Below are 16,009 nucleotides of genomic sequence, written 5' to 3' on the forward strand. Positions count from 1 at the left end.
TATAATATACAACATCCGGATGGAATAGCAAACACTGGAAAGGATAAATATCATGTCGGATCAGACGGCGAAAAAAGCTCCGGGATTCCTGAAGAATTCGGTCATCTACCAGATTAACCTGCGGGCGTTTACGCCCGGCGGCACGCTGAAGTCTGCGGAGGCGATGCTGCCGCACATCGCTTCGCTCGGAATCGATCTGGTTTACCTCTGTCCGGTTTTTCTGGCCGACGACGATCCGCGCGAAGAGTTCTGGAGCGAACGGCAGCGGAAGTCCGGTTTCGGCAATCCGCAGAATATGTACCGCATGAAAGATTATTACTCCATTGATCCGGAATATGGCACGGATGACGATTTGAAGTCGTTCGTCCGCACTGCCCACAACAACAATCTCCGCGTGCTGCTCGATCTGGTCTATTACCATTGCGGGCCGACTGCGGTTTTCATCGAGGAGCATCCCGATTTTGTCGTGCGGGACGAGAATGGCGCGGTCAAGAACGGCCTCTGGCATTTTCCGGAACTTAATTTCGCATCTCCTGCACTGCGGGAGTATCTGTGGCGGAATATGGAATATTTCGTCCGGGAGTTCGATGTCGACGGTTACCGCTGTGATGTCTCCAGTGAGGTTCCGCTCGACTTCTGGGAGGAGGGGCGTCGGAGAATCGACGCGCTCAAGCCCGGCATCGTCATGCTCGCTGAGAGTTTCGGAGGCTGTGAGCTCGAGCAGCGAGCGGCGTTCGATATGCAGTACTGTGGTATTCCGCATATCGCGTGTGCGGTTCTGGCCGGGGAGAAACCCGCCTCGGAGTTGCGTCGGGAACACGAATCGCAGGCCGCCGGCGGACTCACCGGTGCCCGTTTCATCCGCAGTACGGATAATCACGACATTTCAAACGATGAGTATGAGTGCCGGACCGAAAAACTTCACAGTGCCGGAGTCGAGGCCGCGCTGGCGTTCTGTTTCCTGATCGACGGCATTCCGTTCCTCTACAACGGCCAGGAGATCGCCGACTCACGGCGTCACAGCATTTTCAGCAACCGGTTTCACGGGGGCGGGTACATCGGGATCGACTGGTCGAATGCGGCGACTCCGCATGGAAAGCACCGTATGGCATTCATCCGCAGAATGATCGAGCTGCGCCGCCGCATTCCGGCTTTGGCGGAGGGGCGGACCGTCTGGCTCGACAACCCGCATCCGGAGTCGGTGCTCACGTTCCGGCGGGAGGGGGAGGGCGAGAGCATCGCCGTCGCCGTGAATTTCGGTCGTGAGGCTCATTCGCTTCCGCTGGACGGACGCTGGGTGATCGATTGCGGCGGCGGGGCGGCATGGTGCGACGGCAGAGCGGAACTGCCGCCGGATGGTTATCTCGTCCTGCGAGCCTGACGCTGTTTTCCGTGGTGGTTTCCCGCAAAAAAACTCCGGAAATCGGATGAAAGAATAAAATTCCTGAGGAATATTCGGATTCCGGGGTTGAAATTTCATACTTGAGAGTGTATAAATGTTAAAATAGCCGATGCACTCTGCATCGGGGCAGTATGAAGAAGAGTTTGCGGGAAACCAGTCGGAAAAGGTTTCCCCGTTCAACAAGGAGAAACAATACAATGGATCACAGCAGAATTATGGCGCTTTTCGTCGCTGGCGGCCTCGTCTGCGGCGGCTTTTCCGCATTTGGGGCGGAAGCGAAACCCGCCCCGGCCAAACCCGTGGAAGAGAAACCTGCGGAGGTGAAACCCGCTCCGGCTCCGGCGAAACCGGCTCCCGCTCCGGCTCCGGCGAAACCGGCCCCGGCAAAACCGGCTCCCGCCCCGGCTCCGGCAAAACCGGCTCCCGCCCCGGCTCCGGCGGAAGACCCGTTCAGCGCGATTCCTCCGGTTCTCGCCGAGATCGGCGGGCAGAAGATTACGAAAGACATGGTTGTCGAACAGCTGGTCGGCGACCTGCCCGGCGGCCAGCTTCCGCCGGGAATCTCGGCAGATCTCATCAAGCGGATGCTGCCGGGTCTCGCCCGCAGTCTCGTCTACCAGAAGATTCTGGAGGATGAAATGGCGAAAGCCGGCGTCAAGCCGAGTGCCGAGGCGACCCGGGCAAAGCTCGAGGCCGAGATGAAGAAGATGGACAAAATGCAGCTCGCTGCTCTGACGCAGCAGGCGCAGATGCAGGGCAAGACGCTCGATCAGTTCATCGATGAACTTGCGAAGAATCCGGAGTTCCAGAAGCAGATGGCCAGCCAGATCTTCCTCGAGGACAAAGTTCTGAAGAATGTCAAGGTCGACAAGACCATCGCGCCGGATGCCGCGCAGAAGTTCTATAACGAGAACAAGGATCAGTTCAAGGAAGAGGCCGACAAACCCGATCAGATCCGCGCCTCCCACATCCTGATCGCCATCGAGGGCACGGGCGCCGAGGCCGAGCAGAACGCGAAGAAGAAAGCCGAACAGATCATCAAGGTCCTGAAAGAGAAGCCCGCGGATTTCGAGTCGATCGCGAAAGACAACAGCTCCTGCCCGAGCAGTGCGAACGGCGGCGATCTGAATGTCTTCTCGAAAGGCCAGATGGTTCCGGAATTTGAAAAGGCGACGCTCGCGCTGAAAGAGGGCGAGATCACTTCCGAGCCGGTCAAGACTCAGTTTGGTTACCACATCATCCGGCGCAACGCGCTCAAGACGCAGGCCTCGACGGTCCCGTTCGAGAAAGTCAAGGCCAACATCGAGCGTTACCTCCAGATGCAGAAAGCGATGGAGGAGCAGCAGGCGCAGCAGAAAGCCGTCATGGAGTATCTGGGCAAACTCGAGAAAGAGTACAACGTGAAGTACCACATCGAAATTCCGGCCGATATGGGCATGTGATTTCGACGTTCTTTCGAGTCAATACGAAACGCACCGTTTCCGCGGTGCGTTTTTTTTGTCGGATGTTCCGATAAAAAAACACCCCGCGAAGCGAAACTCCGCGGGGTGAATTGCTGTTTTTGCGGAATCCTCAGTCGTCGAGGAAGCCGTCGTCGAGGCCGAGCGGCAGCGGCGCCGGGCGCTCGCAGGTGCTTTCGATATCGACCGGGCGGCCGAGTTCGCTGGACTTGTCGAACGAGCACATGATCTCAAGCACGTGATAAGCGAGTTTGTTGTTTGCGCGATGCGGACGGCCGGACTTGATCGCGTTGACCATGTCGACCGCGCCGATGCTGCGGGAGTTGTCGGTGTAGCCGAACGGCATCGGCACATCCTGCCAATCCTCGAATCCCTTGCGGAAGACGCGGACCGGGCCGCCGAACGTGTTCGGGTCCGGAACCTGCAGCGACCCCTCCGATCCGTAGATTTCGATCGGGCAGTGGCCATGCTTCCAGACGTCGAAGCTGCTGATCATCGTGATGAGCGCGCCGCACTGGAATTCGATCACACCGGTCAGGTGCGTCGTGACGTTGATCGGATAGACCGGCGGCTGGGTCTCCGGACCGCCGACGCGCATATCGTCGAACTTCTTCGTGAAAGCGGTCACGCGCTTCGCGGGGCCGAGCATGTTCACGAGTGTGGTCACATAGTAGGGGCCGAGGTCGAGCATCGGACCCGCGCCGTAGTCGAAGAAGAACGGAGCCTGCGGCCACTTTTCCGGACCGCGCCCCATCACGATTGCGGTTCCGGCCAGCGGCTTGCCGATCCAGCCGTCGTCGATGAGTTTGCGGGCGGTCTGCTGGCCGCCGCCGAGGAACGTGTCAGGTGCGCATCCGCAGCGCAGATTCTTCTCTTCGGCGAGTTTCAGGACTTTCTTCGCATCCTCGAGATTCACGCCGAACGGCTTCTCGGAATAGGCGTGCTTGCCCGCGTTCAGGATTTCGAGATCCACGCGCGAATGCTGTTTCGGCGGGGTCAGATTCAGCACGACTTCGATTTCGGGATCGGCGAGCAGTTCCTCGTTCGTCCCCTCCGGATTTGCGTCGTAGGCGCGGAACGTGTTCTCGTTGTAGCCGAACTCCTTGAACTCATCCCGTTTCGCGGCCGCGCGGCCCGGCACGATGTCCGAACCGGCGACGATCTCGATGTTCTGGAATCGCGATGCCGCTTTCAGGTAGGCTCCGGAAATCATTCCGCACCCGATGACGCCGAGTTTTGTTTTTTTCATGATTCTGTTTTTCTCCTTATGCTGTATTTGATCCGGGAGTGGCTGTTTCAGCGATTCCCGACACAGAGCCCGTTTTTCGTCAGATACTGATAGCTCTTCTTGATGCCGCGGTAGATGTCGATCACGCAGTTGTCGAGTTCGACGATGACCCATTTGACGAGCTTCGGGTCGGCCTCCGCGAGGATTGCCGGAATCGGCAGCTTGCCCGAGCCGAGCGGAATCTGCGGAATGTCCGGATCGAGCACGCCGTCTTTCATATGGATCAGGATCGTCCGGTCGCGATAGCGTTTCATCACTTCGACCGGGTCAACCTTGCCGTGATTCGCGGACCAGTAGCAGTCCATTTCAAACTTCATCTTCGGGCAGAGTTCGGCGTAGATGTCGTAGGCGATCCGCCCGTCGACCAGATCGAACTCAAACGCATGATTGTGCTGGAAGAGCGTGATTCCCTGTTTTTCGAGCTTCTCCTGCCAGTCGGAGGTCATCTCCGCCGTGCGCTTGATCGAATCCATGTCCTTGAATTCATTCGGGCCGAAGCCGCAGACACAGGTGGAGAGTCCGAGTTCCCCGAGCGTGTCGACGATCTCCGGAATCTGTTCCGCCGAGCGGCACCACGGGCCGTGGGCCGAGCAGACCTCCATCCCGAGGTCATTCACGATCTTTTTGAATTCCCTCGGCTTCAGATCGAAAAAGCCGGCCGGTTCCACGCCCTTGAATCCGATGATCGCCACCAGTTTCAGAATATCGACGAAATCTTTTGCGCACTGATCCCGGAACGAGTAGAGCTGCACCGCTGTCTGAAACATTTTCCGACTCCTTAATTTTGTTTTTTTATCGATTGGGAATTGTAAAAAATGCAAACGCCAATATATTTTATAGCGTGGAAAAGCGTTTGGCAATTTACCAAACCTATTTTTTTTTTACCGCTTATCGCAAGGAGCTGAAATATGCAGGGAATCAACCGGCCTCTGGAGCTGCTCGGGGCGAGTATTTTCCTCGCTCCGGCAAACCGGCCGATCCGGCCCGTCGAGACCGTTCCGGGGACCGAGGTTGTCGAGGTGATGATCGGCGGCCGCGTCTATTTTGAGCTGGACGGCGAGGTCCGCGAGTTTGAGCGCGGAACGATATTCTGGCACATCGCCGGGGAGTACACGATCTTCCGATCCCCCCCTGACGACCCGTACCGCTGCCTCGCGATCCGCTTTCGCGTAGCGGAGAACCGGCGTTCCGTTCCGCGCGTGACCGGTTGGAGCAATGAGGCCGAACTCGATCGATTCGTGGATGAGGTTGTGAGCCGCTTTCATGACGAAACCATCGACCGCACCTACCTTTGCGAATACGTCCATCGGCGGCTTTTCTGGGAGAGTTACATCTACAACCGCCACAGCGCCGCAGCCGCTTATCCGAAACCGCTGGCCAGGGCGCTCGCAGTGCTCCGGGAGGCGTCGGCTTTGACTTTTTCTGTGCGGGATCTGGCGCAGCGCTCCGGCGTGAGCGAACCGTATCTCTACGCGCTCTTTCACAAGCATCTCGGCGTGAGTCCGCACCAGTATCTGCTGAATTACCGGCTGCGTCTTGCGCGTATCCGCCTCGCGGGCGGCGATGACAACATCAAAACGATCTCCGAGGAGTGCGGATTCGAGAATCTCGAGAGTTTTTACCGCGCATTCCGACGCACTTCCGGTATGCCTCCCGGGGAATACCGGCGCCGTCAGCAGCCGAACGGCTGAGCTGAGCGGCGCCGTGGCATCACGTCCGTCCCGTCAGAAGTTGTGCGAGACGAGTCCGTCGCGCAGTTTCGGTTCAAACCAGGTCGATTTCGGCGGCATGATTTCGCCGGCGTCGGCGATGGCCATGAGCTGATCGACGGTGGTCGCGTGCATGGAGAACGCGATCGCATACTGTTTCGAGTCGACGAGTTTCACAAGCTCTTTCGTGCCGCGGATTCCGCCGATGAAGTCGATCTCTTTGCTCGTGCGCGGATCGTCGATCCCGAGCAGCGGCGCAAGCACATTGTCCTGCAGGATGCTCACGTCGAGGCGCTCGATGACGTTCAGCTTCGATACGTCGAACTTCGGTCTTGCCAGATACCACATGTGCGCGAGGTAAAACTTGAATTCGCCCGGCTTTTCAACCTCTCCATCGGAGGCAGGGAGCACTTCAAATTTCTCCCCGAGCAGAGCCAGAAATTCGGCGGGCGTATGGCCGTTCAGCGTCCTGACCACCCGGTTGTAAGGCAGAATTTTGAGCTGATCGGCCGGAAATGCGACCGTCAGAAAATAGTTGTAATCCTCTTTCCCCGTGTGATTCGGGTTTTTCGGTGTGCACTCCGCCGCGGTGCGCGCGGCTGCGGCGCTGCGGTGATGTCCGTCGGCAATGTAGAAAACCGGAACTTCCGTGCGGAAGAGTTCGGAGAGTTTTTCGCTGGTCGCCTCATCGATACGCCAGAGCGTGTGCCGAATCCCGTCCGGAGCGGTGAAGTTGAAGAGCGGCTCTTTCTCAAGTTCCCGGGCAATCAGCGCGTCGATATCGGCTTTGCCGCGGTAGGTGAAGAACGCCGGGCCGGTGTGGCTGCGCAGCTCCATCACGTGACGGGTGCGGTCATCCTCCTTGTCCTGGCGGGTCTTTTCATGTTTCTTGATGATGCCGGCCTTGTATTCCGCGGCGGAGGCCGCTCCGATCACGCCGGTCTGGATCTGATCCCCCATCTGAAGCTGATAGAGATAGAGGTGTTTCCCCGCGTCGACGGAGAGAGGTACCTCGCGGCAGAGTCTGCGGAACGCCTCTCCCGCCTGGCGATAGACCCTTTCGTCGTGCAGATCGATGCCGCGTTCGAGATCGATCTCCGGGCGCGATACGTGCAGGAAACTGTAGGGATTGTCTTTCGCAAGTTCCGCCGCTTCGCGGGTGTTGACCACATCGTACGGGACGGCGGCAACCTGCGCGGCGCGTTCCGGCACCGGCAGCAATCCGTGGAATGGAAGAAGTTCAGCCATATTCAAATATCTCCTTATTTGAAAATTGAGTTGTCAGTGGAACGATTCATTTCGCCCGGAGTTGAGAATATTATCTTCGAGTGTCTGCATCGACTCATCCCAGTAGGAGAGGCGGAGGATTTTACTGTGGATACATTCCCCCGGCGCGATTTCGCACTCCCCGGTGGGTTTCACGCCTCCGCACGGTCCGTTCGGCAGCCGCTTCGGACAGCTCTCCGGACAGACGAACTTCGTATGAGGCAGCCGGCACTCCGCGCAGCCGCGACAGGAGGCGAAGAGATGTTTGAGCAGCCGGCGCGAATCCGCGCGCTGTTTGTCCGCGTGTTCAAACAGAAAACGGCGCAGACGGAACGCGAATTTCTCTCCCGGGGAGATTTTCGGTTCGCCGAAATCGCGCACGGTCGGGTGCTCCTCTTCCGGATAGGCGCGCCGGAGCGTGTGGTCGTAGAGATAGAAGCTGTTCGTAAAGGGCGACATCTCCGCGCGCGCCAGGTAGGAATTGTACTCCTCCAGCCAGCTGTCGAAGCTGTCGAACTCCCTGAGTGCATTTGCAATGCGTTCGGCCGCAATCTTCGCGCGGCTCGGAAATTCGGCCCCGGCGAGCTGAATTCCGCTGAAGCCGAGCAACCGGCAGCCGGCCGCCTGAAGCTCGAGACGACGGTACTGGGCGGCCTCGAACTGGTTCATCGAATAGCGCAGCTCCTTTTCCAGAATCTTCTGGAAATCCCGCGAAATATAGATTCCCGGATACTCCCCGGCAAGGATTTTCTCGACCAGTGTCGGAGTCAGCAGCACGAGCCGCGCGATCATCGGATCGTAGAGATTCCGACCGGTGAAATACCAGCGCAGCGACTGGAGTTTAAGCATGTCCCATCCCGCCTGCGCAACGACAAATGACGCTCCCGCATTCAGCTTCTTGACCAGTTTGAAATACTGACCCATCATCGTGTATGGCGTGTAGGCGTAAGGGTTCACAGTTCCTCCGAGGAAGAACGGCTGCGGACGTGCCGCCAGTCCGCGGATGATCTCGACGCTCTCGGTGAAAATGCGTTTGCGGCATTCGCGCACCGTGTCTCCCGGAATGCAGTTCCCGCTGACCGGCACGATATTGAAGTTGCGGCTCTTCGCGGCGGCGTCGGCGAGCTGTTCGAGCTCCTCGACGGTGGTGTTGCGTCCGGACAGGTAGATCACATGGCGGTCGCGGTTCTCTTCCCGCAGCGCGTTCGCGTACTCGACCGCCCGCCAGGAGTCGAGACTCAGATAGCGGTCGGTCACGGCGAGCGCGGCATTGATCCCGGGGACGGAGAGCACCGCCGACTCAAGTGCGGCAAGCCGTTCGCCCGCCGCGATCGGATCGTTCGACAGACTCGGCGAGGAACTCTCCACCAGAAGCACGAACTCCCCGTTGCTGAGCGCGTTGCGGAAACGATTCCCCGGAGGAGTCACAGATTCCATCTGATCACCCATTTGAGGCCTCCAGTTCTTTTTTCAAGGTCTCCTCCGTGGTTTTTCTGCCGGGATCGAACAGGAAGAACACGCCGCCCAGGAGGTTGAAGAAGAGTACCGTTGCCGTATAAAGCAGCTGTCCGGTTTTGGCGTCGCCGATGGCGACCCCTCCGGCGGCGAGAATCGTGATGATCACAACGTCGCGGCCTCCGATGCCGCCCGGGCACAGCGGGATAAGTCCGGCGATGTTGCCGATCGTTACGGCCGTGACGAGCGTGAGCACGGGAACCGTGATCCCGAGTCCGGCCATGATGCAGCTGAATGCCGCCACGGTCATCAGATGAACAAAGAAGATGCTCACGATCGTGAGAACGGCGAGCTCTTTCCACTGTTTTGCATAGATGTCGGTCGCGGCGGTCATGCGGGAGACCATGCCGTGCGTGATGCGGTCTCCCCAGTGCATGAGGTCGCCGAAAAGCGGCAGTTTTTCAACCCGGCGATGGAAAAAGATTACGCACGAGGCGGCGAGTCCCGCGATGCAGAGTCCCGCCAGCAAGATGATTCCGGTGATCCGCATTGTGTCCGTCAGCGGGAGCTGCGGCAGCTCGACTTTCATCAGCAGCGGCGTGGCCGGGATGAGCAGCACGAGCGCCAGCAGGAAAAGCGCAATCATGCCGATGATCCGGTCCATGAGAATCGTGAATGCCCCCTCCACCTTGCTGCCCGCTTTCGACCGTTTGGAGAGTACGCCCATTTTGACCACGTCTCCGCCGATTGCCCCGCCGGGGATCACGAGCGAAAAGAAGTTCCCCTGCATGGTCAGCGAGAGCGCCTCAAATGTGGAGAGCTGTACGTTGAGCATTCCGGTCAGGCGGTACCAGCGCCAGGCGCAGACGAGAATATGCCCGAGATAGATCGCGCATGCCGGGATGAGCCACCAGTAGTTGAATGCGCGGAAACTTGCCGCGATTTCCTCCGGATTGCGCAGCACAAGGTAAGCCACAATGCCTCCGGCAATCGCGAGTTTCGCGAAGAACCAGAGAAACTTTTTCACCTTTGCGAACGAATCCATTTGAAAAAAACCTCGATGTATTGTTTATTAAAATAGCATAAAAACCGCTTTTCGGCAATCGTCGCGGCAGGCTATTTTTTCGGTTTTTTCGCCGCGGAGCCGGTATGGAAACCAGGGAGAGAAGCCATGAAATATATCGGAGCGCATGTCAGCATTTCGGGCGGGGTGGAAAACGCGCCGGTCAACGCGCACAGGCTCGGGGCGACCGCATTCGCCATGTTTACGAAAAATCAGCGCCAGTGGAGCGCCCCGCCGCTCTCCCCGGAGTCGATCGCGGCGTTCCGGGCGAATTGCGAGGCGTTCGGTTATCGTCCGGAGCAGATTCTCCCCCACGATACCTACCTTATCAACCTCGGGCAGCCTGATCCGGAGAAGCGGAAACGTTCGCTTGCGGCGTTCGTCGATGAACTTGCCCGCTGTCGCGAACTCGGGCTTGTGAAGCTGAACTTTCACCCCGGCAGCCATCTGAAAGAGGTGACGCTCGAAGAGGAGCTCCGCCTCATCGCCGCGAGCGTTCGCGAGGCGGTCGATACCGTTCCCGGCGTGACGGCCGTCTTCGAGAATACGGCAGGGCAGGGGACGAACGTCGGATTCGCGTTCGAGCAGATCGCCGAGATGCTCGAACTGGTCGATCGTCCCGGACGGGTCGGCGTCTGCATCGACACCTGCCACTCCTATGCGGCCGGATACGACCTCAAAACTCCCGAGGGGTACGAGAGGACGTTTGCGGAATTCGAGCGGTTGATCGGTTTTCAATATCTGCAGGGAATGCACCTGAACGATTCAAAAAGCGTGCTCGGCGGCCGCCTCGACCGCCATAACAGCATCGGGGCGGGGGAGCTCGGACTCGAGTTTTTCCGTCGGCTCATGCAGGATGAACGTTTCGACGGCATTCCTCTGATTCTCGAGACGCCGAACGAAGAGATCTGGGCCGCGGAGATCGCCATGCTCAAGGAGTTTGCGGGCGCGGTTCCTCCTGCTGCGGCAAACTAGATTGCTTTTCTACGGCCGTCGTTTCCCCGGGCGTCCGGCGGGATTCCGGATCGGATTTGGATCTGGTCATCCAGCGGAATCCCCAGTATCCGCCCCAGGCGCACAGCGCGGCCAGAAGCAGAATCAGCAGAATCCGCAATGGCCAGTTGCTGATCGGGTGGCTGAAGTAATTGACCAGATCACGCTTCAAAAAGGTGGCCCTGGGGAGTTTCGGCACGTAGGTGAAGATGGTTCCCATCCTGCGGCTGAGCCGCATCCGGCGATTGACCGCAACTCCATTCGCTTCCAGAAAGCGGGAGAGATTTCGCCGGTAGAGTTTGACAAGGGAAACCACCACAACCGGTCCGCCGAAGATGAGGATGATCCCGAGCAGAACAGCCAGGACGTTCCAGATCGAGACGTGCGCAAGTTGTTTGACGATGAAAGCGATGGAACTGCCGATCGCCGCGATTCCGATCCCGCTGCCCATGAGCATCATGGAGCCGGAAACCGCCGGAGTCTGAGGTTTCGCCTGCGCTGCGGGGGCTCCGGTCGCGCTGCCCGGGAGGGCGCCGGGGGTGGTCGCGGCCGTCGCGGCGGAGTTGAGGTTCACTTCGAGCTGTTTCTGCGCGTCCTGACTTTTGGTTGAGAAGAAGCGATCGGCCAGATTGGAGATGAATTCCCCGAATTTGTAGAACGGCATGCGCAAAGCTTCGGAAATCGAAACCGGCTGCTGCACGAGATCGGTGATCTTCGCATCCCAGAGCGCGCCGTCGGGCGCGAAGAAGATTCCGTGTTTGCCGATGAAGAAGTTGTTGATGTTCCGGCTCGTGACGGCGACCGCGAGTTTCATGGTTCTGGCCGCGTCGGGAGCCCCGGTTCTGGCGTCGAGATAGATCACGCAGATGTTGCTGCGCTGGACGATGTTTTTATGTTCGGCGGGGTTCTGCACGGTCGTGCAGAGAGAGAGACACATTCCGTCCATGACGAGTTTCCCGGCCTGCAGCAGCGATGGCGTTTCAGGATTGAAGAGGCAGCTCAGATTCACAAAGTTGTTCAGAAACTCCTTGAGGCAGTTTTGAAACAGAATCAACTTGTGGAGCTGATTGCACGCGCCGATTCTCGGAGCGACGGCAAGGTCGGCTTCTATCATTTCGCGCAGCTGGGCGATCCGTTCCGGCTCAGTCAGCCGCCGGAGAGTTTCGAGATCGGCTCCTCCGGAGTGATCTTCCGGGCGCGAGGCGAGCCAGGAAGCATAGGGCGCGAACTTCTCTCTGATCTCCACCCACTTCTGCGCCGACAGTTTGGATCCGTCCAGAAATTGTTTGAGATGAACGTCTTCAGCAAACGCCCGCAGCGCATCATGCTGCAGGGGATTGAGACGGGTCGAGAAATCGAGCACCTCCTCCCGGTTCGGTTCCGCCGGCGGAGCCGAGGAGAAGAAGTCGCGGATGGCGGGGTTGTTCAACGGGTCGATTGTGTTTTCGACCTTGCCGAGTCTCCGCGTGGATTCCGAACTGAAATTGAGCGCTTCGCAGGCGATGAAGTAGTTGTCGACTTCTGTTGCGACGGCCCTGTACTTTTCATAGGCGGCTGCGGTATCATCACCGAACGGGAGGAGCGTTTCCGGGGATGCTGCCGGGGCGTCGGCCCACTGCAGATATGCGGTGGCTGCGGTCGCAAACGAGTCGAGGATGGTTCCATCGATCCCCTCGCTGCCGCTGGCATCCCGGATGCTGCCGAATGCTTTCATGGCCACTTCGATGAGTTCGGCTGCTTCGGGGGTGTCGGCCGATTCGGGCGGGATGACTCCGTCGCCGTTGCGGCGCGCACAGGCGATGATCTCCTTGTCGTTGCGGATCTGCGCGAGAGTGATCCGGTCGAGTTCCTCCGCTCCGAGATTCGTGAGGACGAGTCTCGCAGCGTCGAGCAGCCGCCCGCCCTCCGGCGTCGAGTCGTTGATGGCGGAAAGCAGCAGAGTATCGCTTCCCTCTTCAAAGCCGCGAAAATCGCGGAGCAGCCCGAGAAACCAGAGAACGGCGCGTTTCACCTCCTCGGTCCGGATCTGCCCGTTGAGGTCATCGTCGAGAAATGCGAGGAACTGCTCATCGCAGCGCATGGAGGTCACGCTGATGCTGTTCAGCGCCCAGTGTGCCTCATCGAGCGCGAGGAGCAGTTTGAGATCCTCGGCATTCCGGATGAGAGCCTGATAGGAACCGCCGATCCGGCGGAATTCCAGTTGGTACGGCGCTGTTTTTCTGGCGATGTCCTGCATGATTGCGCAGCCTTTCCCTGCGGTTGTTTGATCTCGATCGTCTCTTGTATCAAATATACTGTAAAAAATGACGGAAACCATCCCCGGAAGAAAAAAAGATCAAAAAAAAGCCGTCCGGAATATTTTCCCCGTTCCCCGCGCGGGAAAATAGTTTTGTTTTCTTAACTAATCCGGGTTGCGAAAAGCGGCGGATGGATGTATATTGATATAAGTGGGTGTGAGAAGATGGATGCCGGCCTCCGCGGTAAGGTTGCCGGAGGAACTCGACTGATGGAGAAAAACAGGGATGGTGAAACTGCTTGATGGCGAAAAAGACGCGACCGCCGGACGGGTCTGCGAATTTTCCGTGACGGCGAAACCGGGGCTGAAAGTCTTTGTCGCCGGTTCCTTCAACGACTGGGATCCGGAAGCGGCACCGATGAGCGATCCGTCCGGGGACGGGCATTACATCTGCCGGATTACGCTTGCTCCGGGCTCCTACGAGTATAAATTCGTCCTCGAGGATCTCTGGATTCTCGACGACGAAAATCCGAATTTCGCACCCAACGATTTCGGGACGCTGAACAGCGTTCTGGTGGTGAACTGATTTCGGAACGCGGGGTGATTTCCGCGCAGAAGCGGCCATGTGGAAACTTTATGCGGTGCTTTCGGCGGTATTTGCGGCGCTGACTGCGATTCTCGCCAAAAAAGGGGTGGACGGCGTCGACTCGAATCTGGCGACGGCGATCCGCACGACGGTGATTCTCATCATCACATGGGGAATCGTGCTCGTGAGCGGGACTGCGGCCGGAATCCGTGATGTTTCGCAGCGCTGCGTGATGTTTCTCATTCTCTCCGGAATCGCGACCGGACTTTCATGGCTCTTCTACTTCAAGGCGCTTCAGGGGGGACCCGCCTCTCTGGTTGCACCCATTGACAAGCTCAGCGTGGCGATCACGATCGTACTCGGGATTGTTCTGCTCGGCGAACATCCCGGCTGGCGCGGCATCGCCGGCGGCGCGCTGATTCTGGCGGGCACTCTCGTGATTCTCCTTCCCGGAAAATAAGTAAAATTCTCCACGGATCGACTTTTTTTCCAAAAAAAATTCCAAAAAAATTCTTCCGGCTATTGACATCGTTATAGAACTTTGCTATAATATTGATAGAACTTTGCTATATGTGAACAGAGAAGCGCAATCCGGGAAGTCTGATGTTGCGGGAACGGGTGACAAAAGTACAACTTGTCGAGGAGCAGCTCCGGCGTGAGATTGAGATCGGCAATTTTGCTCGCGGCACGGCTCTGCCGCCGGAGCGGGAGCTTGCGGAACAGTTCGGCGTGAGCTACATGACGATGCGCAAGGCGGTGGGCGGTCTGATCGGGGAGGGGTTGCTCCGGCGGAACCGCGGCAGCGGGACGTTTGTCTGCAGCAACATCTCCGAGGAGAAGGTGCAAAAAAAACTCGGGGTTGTGATTCCGGCCTGGTCCGCACCGGAGAATCTTGATTTCATCATGTACATCTCCGAGGCCTGCGCCGCTGCCAGCTGGCTGGTGAAAATCATCTATGCGCGCAGTTGGGAGGAACGCGCGATCCTTGATCTCTGGCAGAACAGTGATGCTCTCGTCTGCGGTTCTGTGAATGATCTCCGCACGCTTCCGGATTCACTGCGGGAGCGCATTCGGAATCGGACGAAGCCGATTGTATTCTGTGATACAGATGCTTCCGCTTATGGTGCGGATTCCATTTTTTACCTGCCGGACTCCTCCTTGGAAGAGGCGGCGGAATTGCTTTATCGGCTGGGGCATCGCCGGATCGCCCGGATTGATCAGAAAACAAAGTCAGAGGGGATGTTCCATCCCTGTCTGCATGGCTTTCGTGACTTTTTCCATGCCGAGCATCCGGACGTCCTGGTGGATGAGACCTCATTTACGTTTGAGATTCCGCACTTAGAGTTGGCGCATCACACGATTCACCGGGAACTAGTTGCCCACCGGGAGATTCTGAAGCAGTACACTGCGGTGATTTGTCCCTTGAGTTTTTACTGGGGAGTCATGGCCGGGATTTATGATGCAGGACTGCGTGTGCCGGAAGATCTGTCGGTGTTTACTCTCGGCGAGCGGCAGGAAGCCAGATTTTACCGGCCTCGTCCGGCAACTCTTTCGCTTCGACTGCGCGATCAGATGTTCCAGGCTCTGGAGCTGGTGCGTTGGCGGACGGAGCATCCGGAAGCTCCCGTCAGAACTCTCAGAACCCAAACGGAACTGATTCGAGGAGAGACTCTTGCTGCGGCCAGACCAGTTGCGGCCGCGAATTGGGACGAAAAGGCCGGAAGCGGTCCGATGGTTCAATCGTCCCTTTGCAATGCGGAAATCTAAAGCGAACTGCCCGAAAATTTTCCTAAGTTCAGGAGGTGAAAATGAAACGAGTAACGAGAGAATTTATCGGACTTCAGCAATACAGCCCCAGTTCTTTTCATTGTTTTACGTTGATAGAATTGCTGGTTGTAATTGCGATTATCGCGATTCTGGCTGGAATGCTTCTTCCGGCGCTGTCGCAGGCTCGCGAGCGTGGGCGATCGGCCAACTGCCTCAGCCGCGTCTCCCAGGTGTCGAGGTCGTTTCAGCTTTATGCCGACGACTACCGCGGGTACATGTTTACGCATGTGCAACCCGGTCCGACGCCGTGGGCAAACCTGCTGGCGACGCAAAAATACATGGACAAGAAAATCCGGAACTGCCCGAATCTGGAGGTCGATGGAATTGATTATTTTCGTGTGTACGGGATGTACCGGACTTCGCTGAACAACACATGGTTCAATAATAAAAAAGATGAGTGGGGGAATTTCCCGGTTCGGATTACCGGGGAAGACAGTTTATATTATGCCACGACCCGAATGAAAAAGCCGACTGAGATTCCCATGGTTGCGGATACCATGTGCAATTCCACGTCCAGCTATTCCGGGAAGGGAATGTGGGTGTATTCTCCGGGGTGGAACGGTTCCGGCAATGATGACAGCGGAATTTCCGTTCATCACGCCGGCCGGTGCAACATGAGTTTTTTCGACGGCCATGCGCTTTCGCAGGGCAGAAATGATTTGAAATCGCTCGGTTTCACCGCCGTGATCGACGGTGGCGGCCGGGTTGGTCTGTGAGGGAGAAT

Annotated in this window: 14 protein-coding genes; 8 read left to right on the top strand and 6 right to left on the bottom strand. The window is 57.9% G+C overall.

The window, feature by feature from the left end:
• Nucleotides 1-52: 52 nt before the first annotated feature.
• A complete protein-coding gene (locus Q0J85_RS09120) occupies nt 53-1,381 on the top strand; it encodes an alpha-amylase family glycosyl hydrolase (RefSeq protein WP_294480619.1) in 1,329 nt (442 codons plus the stop codon).
• Between the two features lie 218 nt (nt 1,382-1,599).
• The gene (locus Q0J85_RS09125) at nt 1,600-2,844 is read left to right on the top strand and encodes a peptidylprolyl isomerase (protein ID WP_294480622.1); all 1,245 of its coding nucleotides are present in this window, start codon (nt 1,600-1,602) and stop codon (nt 2,842-2,844) included.
• 130 nt (nt 2,845-2,974) lie between these two features.
• On the opposite strand, the gene Q0J85_RS09130 is transcribed toward Q0J85_RS09125, so the two are convergent.
• Entirely contained in the window at nt 2,975-4,111 is a 1,137-nt protein-coding gene (locus Q0J85_RS09130) for a Gfo/Idh/MocA family oxidoreductase (protein WP_294480625.1), read from the bottom strand.
• Nucleotides 4,112-4,158: 47 nt separating this feature from the next.
• Nucleotides 4,159-4,917 (bottom strand): sugar phosphate isomerase/epimerase, encoded by a 759-nt coding sequence (locus Q0J85_RS09135; RefSeq protein WP_294480628.1) that lies wholly within the window; start codon nt 4,915-4,917, stop codon nt 4,159-4,161.
• A 141-nt stretch (nt 4,918-5,058) separates the two neighbouring features.
• On the opposite strand from Q0J85_RS09135, the gene Q0J85_RS09140 reads away from it, so the two are divergent.
• Entirely contained in the window at nt 5,059-5,841 is a 783-nt protein-coding gene (locus Q0J85_RS09140; protein WP_294480631.1) for an AraC family transcriptional regulator, read from the top strand.
• Nucleotides 5,842-5,874: 33 nt separating this feature from the next.
• Here Q0J85_RS09140 and Q0J85_RS09145 read toward each other — a convergent pair whose 3' ends face one another.
• From Q0J85_RS09145 to Q0J85_RS09155, 3 genes are read right to left on the bottom strand one after another with little or no spacing between them, the layout of a single operon-like run.
• Nucleotides 5,875-7,107: a DUF1015 family protein gene (locus tag Q0J85_RS09145; protein WP_294480633.1), complete on the bottom strand. Its 1,233-nt coding sequence runs from the start codon at nt 7,105-7,107 to the stop codon at nt 5,875-5,877.
• A 33-nt stretch (nt 7,108-7,140) separates the two neighbouring features.
• Nucleotides 7,141-8,574 (bottom strand): methylenetetrahydrofolate reductase C-terminal domain-containing protein, encoded by a 1,434-nt coding sequence (locus tag Q0J85_RS09150; protein WP_294480635.1) that lies wholly within the window; start codon nt 8,572-8,574, stop codon nt 7,141-7,143.
• A complete protein-coding gene (locus Q0J85_RS09155) occupies nt 8,567-9,625 on the bottom strand; it encodes a lysylphosphatidylglycerol synthase transmembrane domain-containing protein (RefSeq protein WP_294480637.1) in 1,059 nt (352 codons plus the stop codon). The genes Q0J85_RS09150 and Q0J85_RS09155 overlap by 8 nt, the downstream gene beginning before the upstream one ends.
• Nucleotides 9,626-9,751: 126 nt before the next feature.
• On the opposite strand from Q0J85_RS09155, the gene nfo reads away from it, so the two are divergent.
• Nucleotides 9,752-10,618, top strand: coding sequence for a deoxyribonuclease IV (nfo, locus tag Q0J85_RS09160; protein ID WP_294480640.1), 867 nt, complete (start codon nt 9,752-9,754; stop codon nt 10,616-10,618).
• Here the strand turns inward: nfo and Q0J85_RS09165 are convergent.
• Nucleotides 10,575-12,872: a hypothetical protein gene (locus tag Q0J85_RS09165; RefSeq protein ID WP_294480641.1), complete on the bottom strand. Its 2,298-nt coding sequence runs from the start codon at nt 12,870-12,872 to the stop codon at nt 10,575-10,577. The two genes, nfo and Q0J85_RS09165, sit on opposite strands and share 44 nt — an antisense overlap.
• A gap of 286 nt (nt 12,873-13,158) precedes the next feature.
• On the opposite strand from Q0J85_RS09165, the gene Q0J85_RS09170 reads away from it, so the two are divergent.
• The 4 genes from Q0J85_RS09170 (at nt 13,159) to Q0J85_RS09185 (ending at nt 16,001) form a co-directional block, all read left to right on the top strand.
• The gene (locus Q0J85_RS09170) at nt 13,159-13,458 is read left to right on the top strand and encodes a glycogen-binding domain-containing protein (protein WP_294480644.1); all 300 of its coding nucleotides are present in this window, start codon (nt 13,159-13,161) and stop codon (nt 13,456-13,458) included.
• 37 nt (nt 13,459-13,495) lie between these two features.
• Nucleotides 13,496-13,918 carry an EamA family transporter gene (locus Q0J85_RS09175; RefSeq protein WP_294480647.1) on the top strand — a complete coding sequence of 141 codons (423 nt, stop codon included), beginning with the start codon at nt 13,496-13,498 and terminating at the stop codon, nt 13,916-13,918.
• Between the two features lie 143 nt (nt 13,919-14,061).
• Nucleotides 14,062-15,225, top strand: a complete 1,164-nt coding sequence (locus Q0J85_RS09180; protein ID WP_294480648.1) for a GntR family transcriptional regulator — start codon at nt 14,062-14,064, stop codon at nt 15,223-15,225.
• 41 nt (nt 15,226-15,266) lie between these two features.
• Nucleotides 15,267-16,001: a type II secretion system protein gene (locus Q0J85_RS09185; protein WP_294480650.1), complete on the top strand. Its 735-nt coding sequence runs from the start codon at nt 15,267-15,269 to the stop codon at nt 15,999-16,001.
• The last annotated feature ends 8 nt before the right edge of the window (nt 16,002-16,009 follow it).

Source organism: uncultured Victivallis sp., assembly GCA_944389935.1.
Classification (GTDB): domain Bacteria; phylum Verrucomicrobiota; class Lentisphaeria; order Victivallales; family Victivallaceae; genus Victivallis.

Excerpts from the sequence above, each read along its gene's own strand:
- Q0J85_RS09180 (WP_294480648.1), top strand. The coding sequence starts at position 14,062 with ATGTTGCGGGAACGGGTGACAAAAGTACAACTTGTCGAGGAGCAGCTC.
- Q0J85_RS09130 (WP_294480625.1), bottom strand. The coding sequence starts at position 4,111 with ATGAAAAAAACAAAACTCGGCGTCATCGGGTGCGGAATGATTTCCGGA.
- Q0J85_RS09140 (WP_294480631.1), top strand. The coding sequence starts at position 5,059 with ATGCAGGGAATCAACCGGCCTCTGGAGCTGCTCGGGGCGAGTATTTTC.
- Q0J85_RS09125 (WP_294480622.1), top strand. The coding sequence starts at position 1,600 with ATGGATCACAGCAGAATTATGGCGCTTTTCGTCGCTGGCGGCCTCGTC.
- Q0J85_RS09150 (WP_294480635.1), bottom strand. The coding sequence starts at position 8,574 with ATGGGTGATCAGATGGAATCTGTGACTCCTCCGGGGAATCGTTTCCGC.
- Q0J85_RS09165 (WP_294480641.1), bottom strand. The coding sequence starts at position 12,872 with ATGCAGGACATCGCCAGAAAAACAGCGCCGTACCAACTGGAATTCCGC.
- Q0J85_RS09120 (WP_294480619.1), top strand. The coding sequence starts at position 53 with ATGTCGGATCAGACGGCGAAAAAAGCTCCGGGATTCCTGAAGAATTCG.
- Q0J85_RS09175 (WP_294480647.1), top strand. The coding sequence starts at position 13,496 with ATGTGGAAACTTTATGCGGTGCTTTCGGCGGTATTTGCGGCGCTGACT.
- nfo (WP_294480640.1), top strand. The coding sequence starts at position 9,752 with ATGAAATATATCGGAGCGCATGTCAGCATTTCGGGCGGGGTGGAAAAC.
- Q0J85_RS09155 (WP_294480637.1), bottom strand. The coding sequence starts at position 9,625 with ATGGATTCGTTCGCAAAGGTGAAAAAGTTTCTCTGGTTCTTCGCGAAA.
- Q0J85_RS09185 (WP_294480650.1), top strand. The coding sequence starts at position 15,267 with ATGAAACGAGTAACGAGAGAATTTATCGGACTTCAGCAATACAGCCCC.
- Q0J85_RS09135 (WP_294480628.1), bottom strand. The coding sequence starts at position 4,917 with ATGTTTCAGACAGCGGTGCAGCTCTACTCGTTCCGGGATCAGTGCGCA.
- Q0J85_RS09145 (WP_294480633.1), bottom strand. The coding sequence starts at position 7,107 with ATGGCTGAACTTCTTCCATTCCACGGATTGCTGCCGGTGCCGGAACGC.
- Q0J85_RS09170 (WP_294480644.1), top strand. The coding sequence starts at position 13,159 with ATGGTGAAACTGCTTGATGGCGAAAAAGACGCGACCGCCGGACGGGTC.